Origin of the sequence: Paenibacillus terricola (assembly GCF_014779765.1) — a bacterium.
Lineage (GTDB): Bacteria > Bacillota > Bacilli > Paenibacillales > Paenibacillaceae > Paenibacillus_T > Paenibacillus_T terricola.
In genome coordinates this window covers 379,653-395,811 of the sequence record NZ_JACXZA010000003.1, presented here as the reverse complement: position 1 = coordinate 395,811, position 16,159 = coordinate 379,653, and the positions used below count along the sequence as shown (strand labels likewise).

The 16,159-nt window shown below is 50.5% G+C and carries 16 protein-coding genes; 8 read left to right on the top strand and 8 right to left on the bottom strand.

What is annotated here, in order from left to right; all coding sequences use genetic code 11:
- Nucleotides 1-88: 88 nt before the first annotated feature.
- Together H8B09_RS13900 and H8B09_RS13895 are read left to right on the top strand one after the other, a co-directional pair.
- Nucleotides 89-1,576 carry an alpha-N-arabinofuranosidase gene (locus tag H8B09_RS13900; protein WP_191204119.1) on the top strand — a complete coding sequence of 496 codons (1,488 nt, stop codon included), beginning with the start codon at nt 89-91 and terminating at the stop codon, nt 1,574-1,576.
- A 15-nt stretch (nt 1,577-1,591) separates the two neighbouring features.
- Entirely contained in the window at nt 1,592-1,876 is a 285-nt protein-coding gene (locus tag H8B09_RS13895; RefSeq protein WP_191204118.1) for a DUF6171 family protein, read from the top strand.
- Nucleotides 1,877-1,998: 122 nt separating this feature from the next.
- Here H8B09_RS13895 and H8B09_RS13890 read toward each other — a convergent pair whose 3' ends face one another.
- The gene (locus H8B09_RS13890) at nt 1,999-3,339 is read right to left on the bottom strand and encodes an MFS transporter (protein WP_191204117.1); all 1,341 of its coding nucleotides are present in this window, start codon (nt 3,337-3,339) and stop codon (nt 1,999-2,001) included.
- 14 nt (nt 3,340-3,353) lie between these two features.
- Nucleotides 3,354-3,800, bottom strand: a complete 447-nt coding sequence (locus H8B09_RS13885; protein ID WP_191204116.1) for a MarR family winged helix-turn-helix transcriptional regulator — start codon at nt 3,798-3,800, stop codon at nt 3,354-3,356.
- 416 nt (nt 3,801-4,216) lie between these two features.
- Between H8B09_RS13885 and H8B09_RS13880 the strand changes: the two genes are divergently transcribed.
- The 5 genes from H8B09_RS13880 (at nt 4,217) to bioB (ending at nt 8,128) form a co-directional block, all read left to right on the top strand.
- On the top strand, nt 4,217-4,483 hold the full coding sequence (locus H8B09_RS13880; protein WP_191204115.1) for a CD3324 family protein: 267 nt from the start codon (nt 4,217-4,219) through the stop codon (nt 4,481-4,483).
- Nucleotides 4,484-4,627: 144 nt separating this feature from the next.
- The gene (locus tag H8B09_RS13875; protein WP_191204114.1) at nt 4,628-5,422 is read left to right on the top strand and encodes a class I SAM-dependent methyltransferase; all 795 of its coding nucleotides are present in this window, start codon (nt 4,628-4,630) and stop codon (nt 5,420-5,422) included.
- A gap of 82 nt (nt 5,423-5,504) precedes the next feature.
- Entirely contained in the window at nt 5,505-5,801 is a 297-nt protein-coding gene (locus H8B09_RS13870; RefSeq protein WP_191204113.1) for a hypothetical protein, read from the top strand.
- A 99-nt stretch (nt 5,802-5,900) separates the two neighbouring features.
- Nucleotides 5,901-6,956 carry an acyltransferase family protein gene (locus H8B09_RS13865; protein ID WP_224753590.1) on the top strand — a complete coding sequence of 352 codons (1,056 nt, stop codon included), beginning with the start codon at nt 5,901-5,903 and terminating at the stop codon, nt 6,954-6,956.
- Nucleotides 6,957-7,147: 191 nt separating this feature from the next.
- Entirely contained in the window at nt 7,148-8,128 is a 981-nt protein-coding gene (gene bioB, locus H8B09_RS13860; protein WP_397376074.1) for a biotin synthase BioB, read from the top strand.
- Between the two features lie 50 nt (nt 8,129-8,178).
- On the opposite strand, the gene H8B09_RS13855 is transcribed toward bioB, so the two are convergent.
- The 5 genes from H8B09_RS13855 to H8B09_RS13835 form a co-directional block, all read right to left on the bottom strand.
- Nucleotides 8,179-8,964 carry an ABC transporter permease gene (locus H8B09_RS13855; protein WP_191204111.1) on the bottom strand — a complete coding sequence of 262 codons (786 nt, stop codon included), beginning with the start codon at nt 8,962-8,964 and terminating at the stop codon, nt 8,179-8,181.
- Nucleotides 8,961-9,788, bottom strand: a complete 828-nt coding sequence (locus H8B09_RS13850; RefSeq protein ID WP_191204110.1) for an ABC transporter ATP-binding protein — start codon at nt 9,786-9,788, stop codon at nt 8,961-8,963. Before H8B09_RS13850 ends, H8B09_RS13855 begins: the two co-directional genes overlap by 4 nt.
- Before the next feature lie 43 nt (nt 9,789-9,831).
- Nucleotides 9,832-10,887: an ABC transporter substrate-binding protein gene (locus H8B09_RS13845; protein ID WP_191204109.1), complete on the bottom strand. Its 1,056-nt coding sequence runs from the start codon at nt 10,885-10,887 to the stop codon at nt 9,832-9,834.
- Nucleotides 10,888-10,967: 80 nt separating this feature from the next.
- Nucleotides 10,968-12,425: an aryl-sulfate sulfotransferase gene (locus H8B09_RS13840; protein ID WP_191204108.1), complete on the bottom strand. Its 1,458-nt coding sequence runs from the start codon at nt 12,423-12,425 to the stop codon at nt 10,968-10,970.
- A gap of 36 nt (nt 12,426-12,461) precedes the next feature.
- Nucleotides 12,462-12,947 carry a MarR family winged helix-turn-helix transcriptional regulator gene (locus H8B09_RS13835; protein ID WP_397376073.1) on the bottom strand — a complete coding sequence of 162 codons (486 nt, stop codon included), beginning with the start codon at nt 12,945-12,947 and terminating at the stop codon, nt 12,462-12,464.
- A 952-nt stretch (nt 12,948-13,899) separates the two neighbouring features.
- On the opposite strand from H8B09_RS13835, the gene H8B09_RS13830 reads away from it, so the two are divergent.
- A complete protein-coding gene (locus H8B09_RS13830; protein ID WP_191204106.1) occupies nt 13,900-14,823 on the top strand; it encodes a YhcN/YlaJ family sporulation lipoprotein in 924 nt (307 codons plus the stop codon).
- 154 nt (nt 14,824-14,977) lie between these two features.
- On the opposite strand, the gene H8B09_RS13825 is transcribed toward H8B09_RS13830, so the two are convergent.
- The gene (locus tag H8B09_RS13825) at nt 14,978-16,081 is read right to left on the bottom strand and encodes a S1C family serine protease (RefSeq protein WP_191204105.1); all 1,104 of its coding nucleotides are present in this window, start codon (nt 16,079-16,081) and stop codon (nt 14,978-14,980) included.
- Nucleotides 16,082-16,159 lie beyond the last annotated feature (78 nt).

Genomic DNA, 16,159 nt, shown 5'->3' with positions numbered 1-16,159 from the left:
TTGGTTTGTTCAATTGCAGCAATATTTGATAGCAGGGCGAACCATGATTTTCAATCGTACTAACTAAAACAAAGGAAGTGTGCACAGCATGACGTTGAAGGGTATATTGAACGCAGACATTGGAAGAGGAACGATTGATCGCAATATTTACGGCCATTTCTCCGAGCATCTCGGCAGATGTATTTACGAAGGCATTTGGGTAGGAGAAGATTCCGCGATTCCGAATACGAACGGTATCCGGAACGATGTCGTGAACGCGCTTAAGCAGATCAAGATTCCGGTTCTTCGCTGGCCGGGCGGCTGCTTCGCCGACGAATATCATTGGATGGACGGCATCGGCCCGCGCGAATCGCGCAAACGGATGATCAACACGCACTGGGGCGGCGTGGTCGAGAACAATCATTTTGGCACGCATGAATTCATGGAGCTCTGCCGTCAGCTAGAGTGCGAACCATACATCAATGGCAACGTGGGCAGCGGTACGGTTCAAGAAATGTCCGAGTGGGTCGAGTACCTGACGTTCCAAGGCGAATCGCCGATGTCGGCGCTTCGTACGGCGAACGGTCATGCCGAGGCTTGGAAGGTGAAATACTTCGGCGTCGGCAATGAAAACTGGGGCTGCGGCGGCAATATGCGTCCGGAGTATTATGCGGATCTGTATCGCCAATACCAGACCTATGTACGGAACTATGACGGCAACCGGATCCATCGGATCGCCTGCGGTCCGAACGTGGACGATTACAACTGGATGGAAGTGCTCATGCGCGAAGCGCATCGCTTCATGGATTCCATCACGCTCCACTATTACACAGTGCCTGGCGTGTGGGAGAACAAAGGGTTTGCGACCGGGTTCTCCGAAGCGGAATGGTTCGAAACGATGAGCAAAACGCTCTTCATGGACGAGCTTATCACGCGTCACAGCGCTATTATGGACAAATATGATCCGTCCAAGCGAATCGGTCTTATCGTCGACGAGTGGGGTACTTGGTACGATGTTGAACCAGGTACGGTGCCTGGCTTCCTCTATCAGCAGAACACGTTGCGCGATGCGCTGGTGGCAGGCATTAACTTTAACATTTTCCACAAGCATAACGAACGGGTGCGGATGGCGAACATCGCGCAGACGATCAACGTGCTGCAGGCCGTCATTTTGACCGAGGGTGAGTCGATGATTCTGACGCCAACGTATCACGTATTCGACATGTACAAAGTGCACCAAGACGCGGAACGGATCGAGCTGGAGCTGGACGGCGGAGCCTACAGCTTCGAAGGCAAAACCGAGATTCCGGCCGTTACGTCGACGGCATCGAAGGACGGCGAAGGCAAGATTCATATCAGTCTCTGCCATCTCAATCATCAGGCATCGGCTGAAGTATCGATCGACCTTCGCGGACTGGCAGATGCATCGCTCTCCGTAACAGGAACGACGATTACGGCTGACAAGATCGATGCGCACAATACATTCGATCAACCGGACAACGTGAAGCCGCGGGCATTCTCGGAGTTCTCGATTAAGGATGGCGTGCTTACGGTATCGCTGCCGGCCATGTCGGTGACGACGCTTGAGCTTGCGTAACGGGAACGGGCTGCGATGAACCGAACGACAGGCGATTCCGGCTGCAAAGGCTGCCGCGAGGAATACAAGGTAACCGACGCACAGATTGAGCGGCTGCTGGCGAGTCCGATGTTCTCGTCGCCGGAGCTGGTTGTCTCGGACGAGATCTACGAGCAGCGGCTAGCGGCATGCGCCGCTTGTCCGAAGCTGGTGAGCGGCGTCACGTGCCAAGCGTGCGGCTGCATCATTCCGGTCGTCGCCAAGCTGAAGCAGCGCGGCTGTCCGCTTCCCGGCGGCGGCTTGTGGCCGGCGGTTGTGTAAGGAGCTTAAAGGCAGCCGGATGTAAACAATGCGAATGGAAAGACAGGGCATACCACCGAGATGTGGTATGCCCTGTTTTTGAATGCCATGAAAGACTGACTGTTGAGCTTGTCCAGTGTTAATTAAGCTGTCGCCTGCACAAGCTTCTCCGCTCGGCTTGCGGACAGCTTGTACCATACCGATACGGCAAGGGAAAGCAAACACACAACGAGCAGCACGCGATACACGTGCTCATACGCTAAGCCGAGCGGTACGCTCTTCTGCGTCGTAAGGATCAGCCCGCATACCGCAACCGACATGGAGCCTCCGAAGAACTGAATAAGCTGCATCAAACCCATCCCCGAGCCGATCAACTGCTTCGGCAGAATGTTAGACGTTTCATTATTCAACGAGGACAAGGTCGCGGAGAAGGAAGGCGAGAATAATAAATACCCGCACAGAATGACCATCGGCGAAACCTCAATAGCGAATGAGAAGACGGCCAAAACGATGGCTAAGATCGCATGCCCCATAAGCAGGAAACGGACATTGCCATATCGGTCGATCCAGCGTCCTACGAAACGACCTAACAGAGCGGACAGAATCGCGCCGGGCGCAATGGTCAGCCCGATCGTTAGCGTAGACTCATGCGATAGATTGGCAAGGGCGAGTGGCATCAGGAACAGGTTGCCTAGGTTCAGCACCAATACGCAGAAGCCGATTAAAGTGAGCTTACTGTAATTTTTGGTCGAGAACAGCTTCGGGTTGATGAACGTTTCTTTCTTAACGGTTTTCAAGTACCAAGCGTGTACGACAATCGAGATTACGCTGCCGATGAACCAGTAGACGGAACGCTGCATGACGGCTATGAGCAAGCTCGCTGCGTTAATGATCGTTAACACAGCTCCGGTCACATCGAATTGGCTCGGCTTAGGCTCTTCCTTCGGAAGCAACTTCATTAATACAGGAAGCACGAACAGAATGAGACAAGTAACAGCGAACAACCCATTATAGCCGATATATTCACCGATAACGCCGCCAATAATAGGCCCGAATCCGAATGCCATTGCACTGCCGGTCGAGATCATCGCAATGGCGCGGCCGCGGCGATTATAAGGAATGTAGCGGCTAGCCATGACTAGGCCGAGACCTGCCATCGTGCCTGCGCCTGCCGATTGAAGAATGCGTACAGCTAGCAGCATGCTAAAGTCATGGGCGAAAACCCCGATGACAGAAGACAAACCTAGAATCGTTAATCCGACTAGCAGCAGCTTCCTCAGCGGGATGCTGTCCGATAAGCGGCTATATATCACGGTTGATAGGGCATACCCTATGGAATAGCTGGAGATGATCCATGACCCTAGGTCCGCTGTAATGTTAAGTTCTTGAATAATGCTTGGAATGGAGACGTTAAACATCGTCGTATTCATAATGACGATAAATACGCCAAACATCCAGATGGGCATAACAACTCTGTCGTTCATTTGGTTTTCCCTCTCTACGTGTCTCTTGCTGTAGTTAGATAGTGCTGCGCATTCTGATTGATTGCCGCAAGCAGCTGTGCGAATTGTGCAATTTCTTGTTCCGATAAGCCGCCAACCGCGATCTGATGCACTTTCGCATCGGTTGGAATTAAGCGCTCTGCCAGGTCTTTGCCCTCATCTGTAAAGTATACCAATGTGGAGCGCTTATCATCAGGATTAGTACATCTTTTGACGAGAATCCGCTTCTCAAGCACGTCTAGAATTCTTGTCACGTTGGCCTGATCTTTTCCGACTCCAAGGGCGAGATCCTTGATGCTGCTTCCTTCCTGCTCATACATTTTTTTCAGGATGGACCATTGTTCGCTCGTAATGCCATATTGGTTGAATTCATAATTGAATAAACAATTTAATTGTCGAAGCGTCTTCGAGAGAAGAAACCCTACATGATGGTCAAGCTTCATCCAACTCCCCCTTACTATATATATGTTATAACATGTATGTTATAGCAAGTAAATGTTGCTAGTATGTCGTTGCTCACCTGATATAAAGGTGTGGTATACGTTTTATGTGCAAGTGCTGAGATCCTGAATCTGTTTCAAATAACAGGGAAAATATTTACATACCGCTTTGTTCAAGTTAAAGTCTTATTAATAGAACGATCGAACACAAGGGAGGGCTATTTTGTGCTGTGTAATGATCTTGTTGTGCACACACTAACCGATGTGGTTGAGCTCCATGCAAAGTCTATACGATAAACAACGACGGTTGTTTGCATGGGGCGTCTAATAGGACCGTCATTTGTAACAAGAATTGAGCAAGGAGTTATCGTATAGACTTTGCTGCCTTATAACGAATACGTTTAAGGAGCAGAGCCATTATGAAATATATAAACGCTGCGAGCATCCTGCCGAATCATGTGCTCAAAGAAATACAGAAATATGTCCATGGCGGGGTTATTTATATTCCTGCACCTGAAGACTCGCGTAAGAAGTGGGGACAGCAATCGGGTGGAAGGCATTTCTTAAGTACTCGAAACGACGAGATACGTCAACGGTTTTCGGCGGGAATCTCCATGCAAGAGCTGTCGGACATCTATTGTCTCTCCTACCATAGCATTAAGAAAATTATTTATTCCAAAAGATAATAAGACATTAAGCCGCATCGAATATTTTCGGTGTGGCTTTATTGTTTGTGTAAAAGTCGTGTGCTAACCAATAATTATCCAGCTTTCCACCTCGAAGCTTATTATACTAGACCTATCCAAGCAACAAAGGGAGGAACTGGAATAATGAATACGAATGTCAAACACAGGTGGAATGAATGGTCCGAAACATGGTATCCCATCTATCGAACGGAAGAGGTTATCGCAAGCATTGTTCGTCATCCGGAATCCGCTTTTCATCCTACGACGTGTGCCATGCTGCAACAAGCTTGCCCAAGCCTGGAAGGGAAAAGAATATGCGTTCCATCAAGCGGCGATAACCATGCGGTATTTGCTTCTCATCTGATGGGGGCTTCAGTCTCGTCCGTCGATATTTCGGAACGGCAATTAGAGAACAGTGCTGCCATTGCGGTCAGACATGGTTGGGATATCCGATTCATCTGCGATGACACGATGACGCTGGGTCAGCTTAATTCCGCTGAATATGATTTGGTCTACACCTCCAACGGCGTACATGTATGGATTAGCGATCTGACTGCCATGTACAGCAGCATTCATCGTATTCTTAAAGAAGGCGGCACGTATCTCATGTCAGACGTTCATCCTTTCAACCGTCCATTCGGCAAGGCTAACGAAACACCAGCCATCGTCAAGCCGTATGACGCGTCAGGGCCGATTGTCATTGACGATGTCCCTCTATATCACTGGCGCATGCAGGACCTAATGAACGCCATGATAGCATCCGGCTTGCACCTCCATCAGATTGAAGAAATGTATGCGGAAGACGGCTCGTTCTGGATCGATGATTCGATACAAGATAAGAGCGCCTTCTCGGCTGAAGAACTTCAAGCTTTAGCTGACTGGAGAACGAATCCGATGGCGGCGCTTCCTCAATGGCTGTCGATTAAAGCCGTGAAGTAACAGGCAAATACTCATTTTCAACTTATATTATCTCATGGCTTAGAATGTCTCATCGAAGGTGATTCGGATGAGATAAGGGGCAATGCCGCTGATGGAGGTGGAGACAATCGAAGAAAGGAAGAGAAAGGCATACTTAGCTCTAAATTATCAAGCGCTGGTGGACATTAAAAATAGTGGCGAGCATGTATTGGACAACTACAATCGCGTCTTTCGAATTGCTCATGCTTTTCACAATCTGGCCCAAGCAATTATGGAAGACTTCACAACGTTTGATGAAGATGGCTTCTGGGGAGCAATCGGCGGGTTGGAGCGAGATTTTGGATTAGATCATTATCGGGAATTGTTCGAGAGAATAAGGACGTGTTCTACGTTGGTCTAAATAAACGGATCACTATAGAGAGTGGGGAACTCTGACACCCTTATTTTTCTAACTTATGTTAAAATAGACCTTTATTACCGCGAAAGGGTAGTGAGGGAATTGAAAAGTGTCTACAACCTAAATAACCTCGACATCATGAAATTCATAGCTGCGATCCTGATTGTCAGTATTCATACTACGCCGCTGTTGTCGTTGAACGAGACATTAAGCTTGGCCTTCGAGAACACGATAGCGCGCATTGCGGTACCGTTCTTCTTCGCCGCGTCGGGGTACTTATTTTTCAGCAAAATATCCAATACCAATTACCGAACCGCGAAACTGGCGGACAGTTATTGGGTGAAGTATACGAAGCGAATAGCCCTCATTTACTTGGTATGGAGTGTTATCTACGGCGTTTATGATATCCAGCATTCTTATCAGAAGCACGATCACGATCTGCTGCGCGGGATTCTGTTCTATCTAAGAGATTTTGTTCTCTTAGGCGGCCACTTTCACTTATGGTATTTTCCTGCGCTATTATTCGCAATAACGGCGCTCTATTTCGGCATTCGAATGATGTCGTTGTCTAAACTGCTGCTAGTATCGATCGTACTTTACGTGATTGGACTATTCGGAGATGCTTATTTCGGTTTACTAGGCGACGATACGGTGCTTTCCCGTTTCATGCTCCATTATTTCGAATTGTTCGGGACAACAAGGAACGGACTGTTCTTCGGACTGGTGTATGTGGTATTAGGGGCGTGTATATATGAGCGGGGGCAAAAGGTTCGGCACTCGAAACCAGGGCTTCTATTCTCTATATCTCTCGTCGGCCTGATCCTCGAGGTCGTGCTTTTGAATCAATTTACCGTTATAAGAGATTGTAATATGCTGATCATGCTTCTTCCGACAACCTACTTCTTATTCCAAATGCTTCTGCATAAGCAATCGCCGAATTGGTCGATCGACTTTAAGCTGCTTCGGGACAGCAGTCTGCTGGTCTACTGTTCGCACGGCATGTTCCTTGGCTTATATTCGAATGTGCTCGGTCATGTAGAGGCGCACAGCTTCGCATGGTTTACTCTCGTGTTCCTCTCGTCGCTTGCCATGTCCCTTCTCATAGTGAGACTGAGAGGCAGCGAGATAACAAGGCGGTACGTCAGCATTTTATATTAAAAAGAACCAAAACCACCCGCGTTCCTAGGAGGAACATGCGGGTGGTTGTGTTTTCTCATCCCAAATTTGTCTTTACGTCATCTGATAGCTCTGATAAACTGGTCACAACTATATGTTAACCAATATAATATAAATTAAGGTTAACATATAAGGATCGATAGGAGCTGATAATCATCCAAACGACAGATAACATAATCGACTGGCAGTCGCTCGCGGATAAGGCACTTGGTGGGGAATGTATAACAGGAGAAGAAGGACTGGCTGTCCTTGAGTCGCCTAACGAACAGGTACTGCCGCTGCTGCAGGCGGCTTTTCAAGTGAGGAAGCACTATTACGGCACCAGGGTGAAGCTAAACATGATCATTAATGCCAAGAGCGGACTATGTCCAGAGGACTGCGGGTACTGCTCGCAATCGATCGTATCAACGGCGCCAGTTGAGAAATACTCTCTGCTCGATCGCGATACTCTTCTTGCAGGTGCGCGTGAAGCAATGGCTCGCAAAGCGGGGACGTACTGCATCGTTGCTTCAGGCCGTGGCCCAACGCCACGAGAGCTTGATCAGGTGGTGTCGGCGGTAGAAGAGATTCGTGCGACGATGCCGCTGAAGATCTGTGCATGCCTAGGCATTCTGAAGGGAGATCAGGCCAAGCGTCTTGCGGATGCAGGCGTACATCGGTATAACCATAACCTTAACACGAGCCGATCCAACTACGCTTCCATTACGACAACCCATACATACGATCAACGCGTGGATACGGTAGAGCAGGTCAAGACGAGCGGCATGTCGCCTTGCTCCGGAGTCATTATAGGGATGGGAGAGACGAATGAAGAAATTGTCGAGATGGCCCTGGCACTCCGAGAGCTGGATGCAGACTCGATTCCGATCAACTTCCTTAATGCGATTCCAGGCACGCCACTCGAACATGCGGGACGCATACCGGCAATGAAGGCTTTGAGAGTACTAGCACTATTCCGCTTCATATGCCCTTCCAAGGAAATTCGTGTAGCAGGTGGGAGAGAAGTAAACCTTCGCACGCTGCAGCCGCTGGCGCTGTACGCAGCTAACTCCATCTTCGTTGGTGACTATCTAACGACAGCAGGGCAAGAGATCACAACGGATCACCAGATGATCGAAGATTTGGGATTCGAGATTGAATTGAATGCTCTATAATGTTAGCAAAAAGAAACCTGCCAAATCCTATTGGCAGGTTTCTTGCGTTCTCATCGCCTAATCGGCGCTGAACTGATGACGCCGTACCGATACAGCGCCTTGCGTCCGATCCATCCAACCAGTCGGTCGGTCAGGAAACCCATTAAGCCAAGGCTAATGAGGCCGACGAAGATCCAGTCTGTGCGGAAGAACAGGCGGGAGTTCCAGATGAGGAAGCCGACGCCTTCGTTCGCGGCGATCATCTCGGCGCCGATAATGGCCATGTAAGACGTGCCCATCGCCAAGCGAATACCTGTGAAAATATAAGGTGTTGTCGCTGGGATAACAACATGGAGCAGAATCTGCCACTCCGATGCGCCCATGCTGCGAGCGGAACGGATTTTGTCCTCTTCGACCGCCAATACGCCAGTCAGCGTGTTCATCATAACGATGAACAAAGTTGCGTACATGATGAGTGCGATCTTGGACTGTTCGCCGATGCCGAACCAGACGAGGAACAGCGTGATGAATGCAATCGGCGGTATGAAGCGGATGAAGTTCAGGAATGGCTCAGCGAACACGCGAATCGCTGTTACTTTGCCGATGATGAGACCGATTGGAATCGCGAGCAGGCTGCCGAGCGCCCAGCCGAGGAAGACGCGGTAGAAGCTGACGCCGATATATTTGACGAGCGAACCGTCTTCAAGCAATTCCTGCGCGCCTTTCCATGTCGCGACTGGTCCGGGGATAATCTCTGGCCCATAGATCCAAGCGCCGATCTGCCATGCGAGAATCGCGAATACCCATAGAAGCGGGACGGTAAACCATTTGCGATGCAGAATGCTTGATGGCTTCATGGGTACATGGCTCCTTCCAGCTCAGCGTCGAAGTGGGATTGGATTGTGCGGTGCAGCGCCTGGAATTCCGGCAGGGAGGCATCGCGCGGATAACTCATCGGCACGTCGTAAATATCGGAAATGCGAGCATTCGGCCCATGCGACATCACCGCAATCCGTCCGCCGAGCAGAAGCGCTTCTTGAATATCATGCGTGACGAAGATAACGGTTTTGTTCGTCTCTTGCCAGATCTGGCTGAGCTCCTTTTGCATCGTGCGCCGCGTCATCGCATCGAGCGCGCCGAACGGCTCATCCATGAGCAGAATGGCTGGATCGTTCGCAAGCACGCGCGCCAGCTGCACGCGCTGCTTCATGCCGCCGGACAGTTCGCGCGGAAACTTGTTCTCGTGGCCGAATAGGCCGACGAGCCGGATGAATCGATCCGAGATTGCACGCCGCTGATCCTTAGGCATCTTTTTCATTTTGAGCCCGAATTCAACGTTCTGGCGCACGGTCAGCCATGGGAAGAGGGAAGAGTCCGCCTGCTGGAACACAACGGCGCGCTCCCGTCCCGGCTTGCTAATCTCTTCGTCACCGACCCGCAGGTTGCCGCCGGATTTGGATACGAAGCCCGCAATAATGTTCAGCAGCGTCGACTTGCCGCAGCCGCTTGGGCCGAGCAGGACGAAGAACTCGCCGCCCTTAATGACAAGGTCGATGTCCTTGATAATGTAATGAATGCTGCCAGGTTTATGGTCAGCATAGCTTTTGTTCAACCGCTCGATCGTTATCGTATTGGATAAAGAGGCGTTCGCATTGGCGTTGGCGCTAGCGTTAGCAGACATGGGGCATCCCTCCTAAATCGAAACTACTTCCTGAAGCACACGCCTATTGACCGTACGTTACGCGATCAGGCGCAGCTTGCTTAATGCCGTCGAGATTGATTTTGCTTGCAAGGTCGAAGTCATCCTTGATGATGCCGGCTCCGATCATATACTTCTTCTGGCTGGACAGGCTGTCGAATGACTCCTGCTTGAAGCCGATTTCCCAGTTGTTCGTCGACAGGTCGCGGATCGTCGATTCCTTCGGCTGCTTCACTTCATCGTACAGAATGTCAGCTGTTTTCTCCGGATTGTCTGTGATAAATTTCGAAGCTTCATCGAGGGCGCGAAGGAGGTTGGCAACTGCCGTCGGGTGCTCCTTGATGAGGCTGTTCGGTGCGATGATGCCTCCGCCAATCCGGACACTCGTCTTCGACATATCCGTAAGCTCGTGTACTCCTTCGATCGCGTTGAACTTCTCGATCATCGCTGCGCCTACAACCCATGCCGCGTCGATCTCGCCTTTCTTGAGCGCTACATAAGACTCGTCGAAGCCGCCTTGGCCAATCTGTTTCGTGTCAGCGGCAGCAACGCCGGTATCTTTCAAATATTCATCCCATAGATAAGGCAGGAACGTACCGCGCAGCGTGCTGAGCTTCTTGCCCTTCAGATCGGCTGCGGATTGGATATCGGAACCGACGTACAGTTTCCACTTCTCCGCTGCAATGTCCGTGTTCGTACCGGTTGCTGCAATGATGGAATAGTCGCCTTTGCTCACAGCGTTAAGGATCGGGAAGTCCGCGCCCCATGCGATATCTGCTTGCTTGATGAAGATGGAGTTGATGCCTTCGGCTGGTGTTGCGAACGTGATGATTTGTGCGTCAATGCCATATTTATCGAGGAAGCCTTGCGTCTTCGCGATGCGGAACACCGGATTGGTGAGAATGTCAGCGACCTTGATGGAGATCGGATCGGCTGCGGCATCCGACGTCTGGCTACTACCAGATGTGTCAGATGCACTGGTCGTCTTCGCTTCATCCTTGCCGCATGCGCTGAGCAGGGCGGCGATCAGTACAGTAATAAGAAGCAGGCTATATGTGGAACGTTTTCTCGTTAATTTCATCGTAGGGTCCCCCCTGTGTAATGTTGTGGTAACCCCACCCGTCAAGAAGGACGGGCGGGTACGCTTAATTGGTTTATAACTTACTCTTGTGAACCTTGGTTTTGCCCCGTAATTTCATCCGTGCTTGCGACGCAGAAGGCACCTTCATCGAAGGAACGGGTACCAACGATTTCGACAGTGGACGCTGCGCCTCTTGGTGCAGAGCCAGGTACGCGATAATCCGCTACATCAATTGGAATGATGGCTTGCTCTTGCGGTTTCTCGAGCTGTGGCACCCACTCATAAGGGACACGGTAAGCGCGATAGACCATGTTGGCGTTGATTTTATTTTTATAAGGAGAGATGTATTCCCACACGAGCTCATGCTCGCGAGTCACTTCGAATATACGTCCGTCTGCGCCTTCGGTAATGAGCGTATTGCCGTTCGGCAGGCGCTGAGCGGAGCTGATGTATGGGCTATAGAAACGGTATGAGTCAAGCGGCTGCATGAAACCAGCTTCCGTCGGCGTGTACTGCCATTCGATCTCGAGCGTCACAGGATTGATCTCGAGAATACGGGAATGGTCGCGCACGGCGTTCTTCTGACCGTATGGCGATGCAGGGTTTGGCAAGCCGTAACCGCCCCAGCCGCCGTTATCGAATACAAGCAAGTTGCCTTCGCCTGGGAGACCACGCGGAATAATGTGCGCATGGTGCTGACCGATAATCCAGCCGAGATGCTTCACTTCAGGCTTGGAGTAATCAGGGCCAAGCTGCCAGACTATCTTGCCTGTGCGGCGGTCCGTGATGCCGATAATGTTCGATTCGCGCGCATCCCAGATGATGTTGTCCGGATGGAACCGCTCGTCGCCAGCGTCATAGAATTTATTCGGACCAACCCATGATGCGGAGTTGATATGCATCCAGTCGCCGCCGGTGTCGTTGCCGAAGTGGCGTCCGTTCGGATCGCGGAACAGTACGTTCTTAGCCGCTTCGTCGAAGCCAAGCTCTTCGAAATGGTCGCTGACCGCCCATTCCCAGATGATGTTGCCTTCCCAATCCACTTCGATGATCGTGTCATCGAGCAGCAACTTGTCGCTGATTTCCGGTTTGCGGACATTGCGGTGCGCCAGTATGAGCGTCTTGCCGCTGTTCGTCTGCGGTTCTTGACCTGGTGCATAATAGCCGACCGGATTGCCTTCGCGCTGATAGTCATGGTGCGCACGTGCCATCCATTCCGGCTCGTAGCCTGGGTCCTTGATATGCTCGTAACGGTCGAACTTCCATACGATATTGCCGTTGAAATCAACTTGGACGAGGTTCGCTTCGTCCTGGAAACCGTATTTCGGATCGCGTTCTTTCGTGCTGCCGGTAACGTAGCCGCCTGGCAGAATTTTGTTCGGGAAGCCGCGCAGTCCTTTCCACAGATGAACCTCTTTGCCGTTCATATCAATCAGCAGTGCGCCAACTTGGGCTGCTTGGAAGATCGTATAGCCGCTCCAAGCTTTCTCTGGCAAGTAGACGGTTGCGCCCGTCGGATAAATAGTAGGGTGTCCCATAGTAATCGCTCCTTAAAGTTATGTTGGAATGAAAGATTAATAGCTCAAGAAATTGCTCTTAGCCTGCGGTATCTCGCGAGCCGGTAGGCTGCTGGGCGGCTGCTCCGCATTGTGCTTCACCAGCTTCATGATGTTGTCGGCGTATTGCTCGAGATTGCCGGTGATCTGCGTGAAAGCAGCCTTCTGTGATTCCAGCTCCTGTGCGGTAAAGCTCCCGAACAGGAGCGTAATACATTGCAGACCAACACTGCGGTTGCGCGCCAGCATATTTCGTCCTTCATTCGTGATGTCAAGCATGACCGTTCTGCGATCTGCCTCTAATCGGCGCCTCACGGCAAAACCGTTCTTCTCCAGCTTGTCGCACAGTGCCGTTATGGCACCGGACGTTAAATCAAGTTCTTCGGCTAGATCGCCAAGCTTCTGTTCTCCGTCTCGCATCACTTTGTTTAGAATGAGGAGGCCTGGGAGCGCAATTCCTTCAACTGTAACTTTGTCGCGTTCCTTCACGAATTTCCGGACCATTCGCCGGAACAGCCAATCGATTTCTTCTAGCTGTGACCATTCGATGCTCACTTTGCGCTCCTTTCTTTGGACCATTGCTGTGCAGGTACCACAAAAAAGACCGCAACATCATCCCGTTACAAACGGGAGTCGTTGGGGCCTTTGGTTATCCAATCGGCGATATGCAATTCCTTCAACGCTAAAATAATGAACGTTGAAACATCTTGAGTTGATAATAATCCAATAATTCCTACCCGTCAAGTGGGGAAATAAAAAAATAGCAATTACGCGGTTGTTGGGCGTTTCTGTCTTCGAAATGGGGTTTCACTGAAGCAAGCGGGGGACATAATAAGTTGCGATTTGCATCTGTATCAACGACTTTGGCATGCGATCGCAACTAGATTCGGATGTAAAGGCTGCTATCGTGTCTATTTCGTTAAAAGGAGGTGTGCAAAATTATAACGGTTGCGAGCAAGGCTATTGGTGCTGGAAAGTGACATTTGGATAGAAAACAGACTAATAATCTTCTCTCGCAACTGTTAGCGTTCAGAAGGGTGCAAATTAAGCCCAATAAGCACTGTCACAACCATTGTTTTCAGTAGAGCTGCTGTCAAATGTCGTCAACTCCACTTCTCGTGTAGAGAGCGAACTGCCATGTATTTTTGGGCACAACGCTAACAATAGCAAGTGCATCCGCAAGGCGTAAAGTTCGCGCATTAATGCGATCGTACTCGGTCATGCTTCAAGCTCAGAGTGGTTTATCAGTAGTATGTCCCGATTGGACATGCTTTGTACTCTTGCTCTGTGGAGATGCTTGGTTTCGATTGAGGTTTTCTCATTGTGTTCAACAATCTCCATGGTTATGCGCTCCCCATTAATCCAGACGGCTACTAGCATACGCGAACCGCTGGCGACGCACCATAAATGCGAAAGACACGCTGTTCATATTTCGATATCGGAATGGAGGAGTACGATGCAGCAGAAGTTCAAAATGATTGCCGCCTCTGTCGCGCTCGGTACGATGCTTGCTGGCTGTGCGGCGAATCAAGGTGACCTTGGCAACCGTCATCCCGTTGAGCAGCAAAGCGTTCGTTACGATATGATGGGTAACCAGATTGTAAGCAAACGGTTCGCGAACGATCAGATGAACGAAATGAATCGGATTCATGGTCTGCGTCAGAACAGCAACAACATCGTCGGCATTCATGATAATTACCGCTTGGAAATGAGCCAAAATATCGCGGACAGTCTGGCATCGAAGAATCTCGTCAAGAGTGCCAAGGTTATGCTCACCAACCATAATGCATATGTGGCTGTAACGCTTCATGATGGCGTAAGTCCTGGCGGATCGAATACGATGCAGCGCTCAAGCCTTGGAATGACGAGCAATGGATACGGCAGCAAACCGCTTCCATCGACACCTTCGCCAGGGGCTTCTTTCAATGGCACAATGATGAACAATACCGATGTCGACCGCACAGGTCAACTTGGTTATCGTGTGATGGGGCTCAGCAATAAGAAACATGCCTACAAAGGTGCAAGCGGTATGAACAGCGTTCCCAATGCGACGGGAATAGGTGTGACGGGCGCACCGCGTTATGGCACATATAGCACGAACAACAATAATGGCAGCTTGTATCATGTACGCAGCGGCGGCGAGGCAGCTAATGCCGATATGCAGCTGACCGAGCAAGTGAAGAGCAGCATCGCAGCTGAAGTGAAACGAATGGCGCCAGGCATCGATCATGTATATATCTCGGCTAACCCGGACTTTGTAGACCGAATGAATGGTTATTGGGACGACGTGAAAGCCGGCCATCCGATCCAAGGCTTCATCGCCGAGTTTAATGCGATGGTCGATCGCATCTTCCCTGTGAAGGTCGACACTCGCCGATAAATAAAGGCATCATCAATCATTCTTTCTCTTTATATGCAAAATATGCAAAATCACCCCGCTGCATCGATCGCAGCGGGGTGATTTTCGATTCGTATCGCGATTTACACGCCCCTGATGCCGTTATCGACATTGTGCCCAACCGCCATATCGTTCATTACATATTTACGCTAGTTTTCGAATTGACAAGTTCCTTGAATACATCGAGCATCGTCGAGGATGGGATAGCGAATCCAATGCCTTGTGCTTCCGTCTCGCCAGCCGTATTCATGCCGATGACTTCACCATTCGCATTCAAGAGCGGTCCACCCGAGTTGCCTGGGTTGATCGAAGCATCTGTTTGCAGCAGATGCTCATAGCTGCGAACCGTGCTGCCGTCTTGAATTTGGATTGGACGTTCCTTCGCACTCAGCACACCAACCGTAAGCGTCTGGTCGAAGCCATACGGGTTGCCGATTGCGACGACCATATCGCCGATATTGGCTGCGTTCGAGTCGCCGAACGAGACGGTTGGGAAGGTGCCGCCATTCGTACGCTCGATTTTCAGAATCGCGACATCCAGATCTTCACGCGTTCCGACAACCTTGGCGGTATACGGCGTTTCTTCACCCTGCAGCGTAACTTGAATTTCGTCTGCATCTGCGATGACGTGCTGGTTCGTCATAATGTAGCCGGAGCCATCCACGATGAAGCCTGTGCCGGTACCAAGTGCTTGGAGATTACCGCTCTGCGTATCTTGGCTGCTCTGACCACTTTGTCCGCTTTGCGAGTCATTCGGCATATAGCCGCCGTTAGTGCCCGGCTCGAACCAGATGCCGCCTCTCGTCCGCATTCCTTGCTGCTGTTGCTGCTGGACGAACGTCTCGATTTTGACGACCGCAGGGCTTGCTGCACTGTAGATCGACGAGATATTGCCAGTCTCCACTTGATTCGATACCGAAGCAGAAGCTGTTGTAATACCTGCGCCTTGACCTGCTGTTGACTGTGAAGCCGATGCCGTTGTTTGTACGACTGCCTTATTGCTGAACCAGCTGTTCTGATCAGCGGCATACATGAATCCGCCTATCGTAAGTACGCCTGCTAGGAAAGCAGTTGCCAATGGAAGCATGGAGCGGCGTCTTGGCGGGCTTGTCTGATCTTCACTTGCCATTGGTTGAGCTGCTCTAGCGCCTCTTCCGAACGTCGCGATGTACGTGCCGTCCTCTGCCTGCCGCGTTTCGATCCACTCGTTATCTTTATTGTTATGGTTATCATTCATCATGATTATTTCCTCCTCTGCCCGTTTGTTCATTGCTTGTTCACGGGATTTGTTTGTGTCTTCATCATGACGGCTGAACCT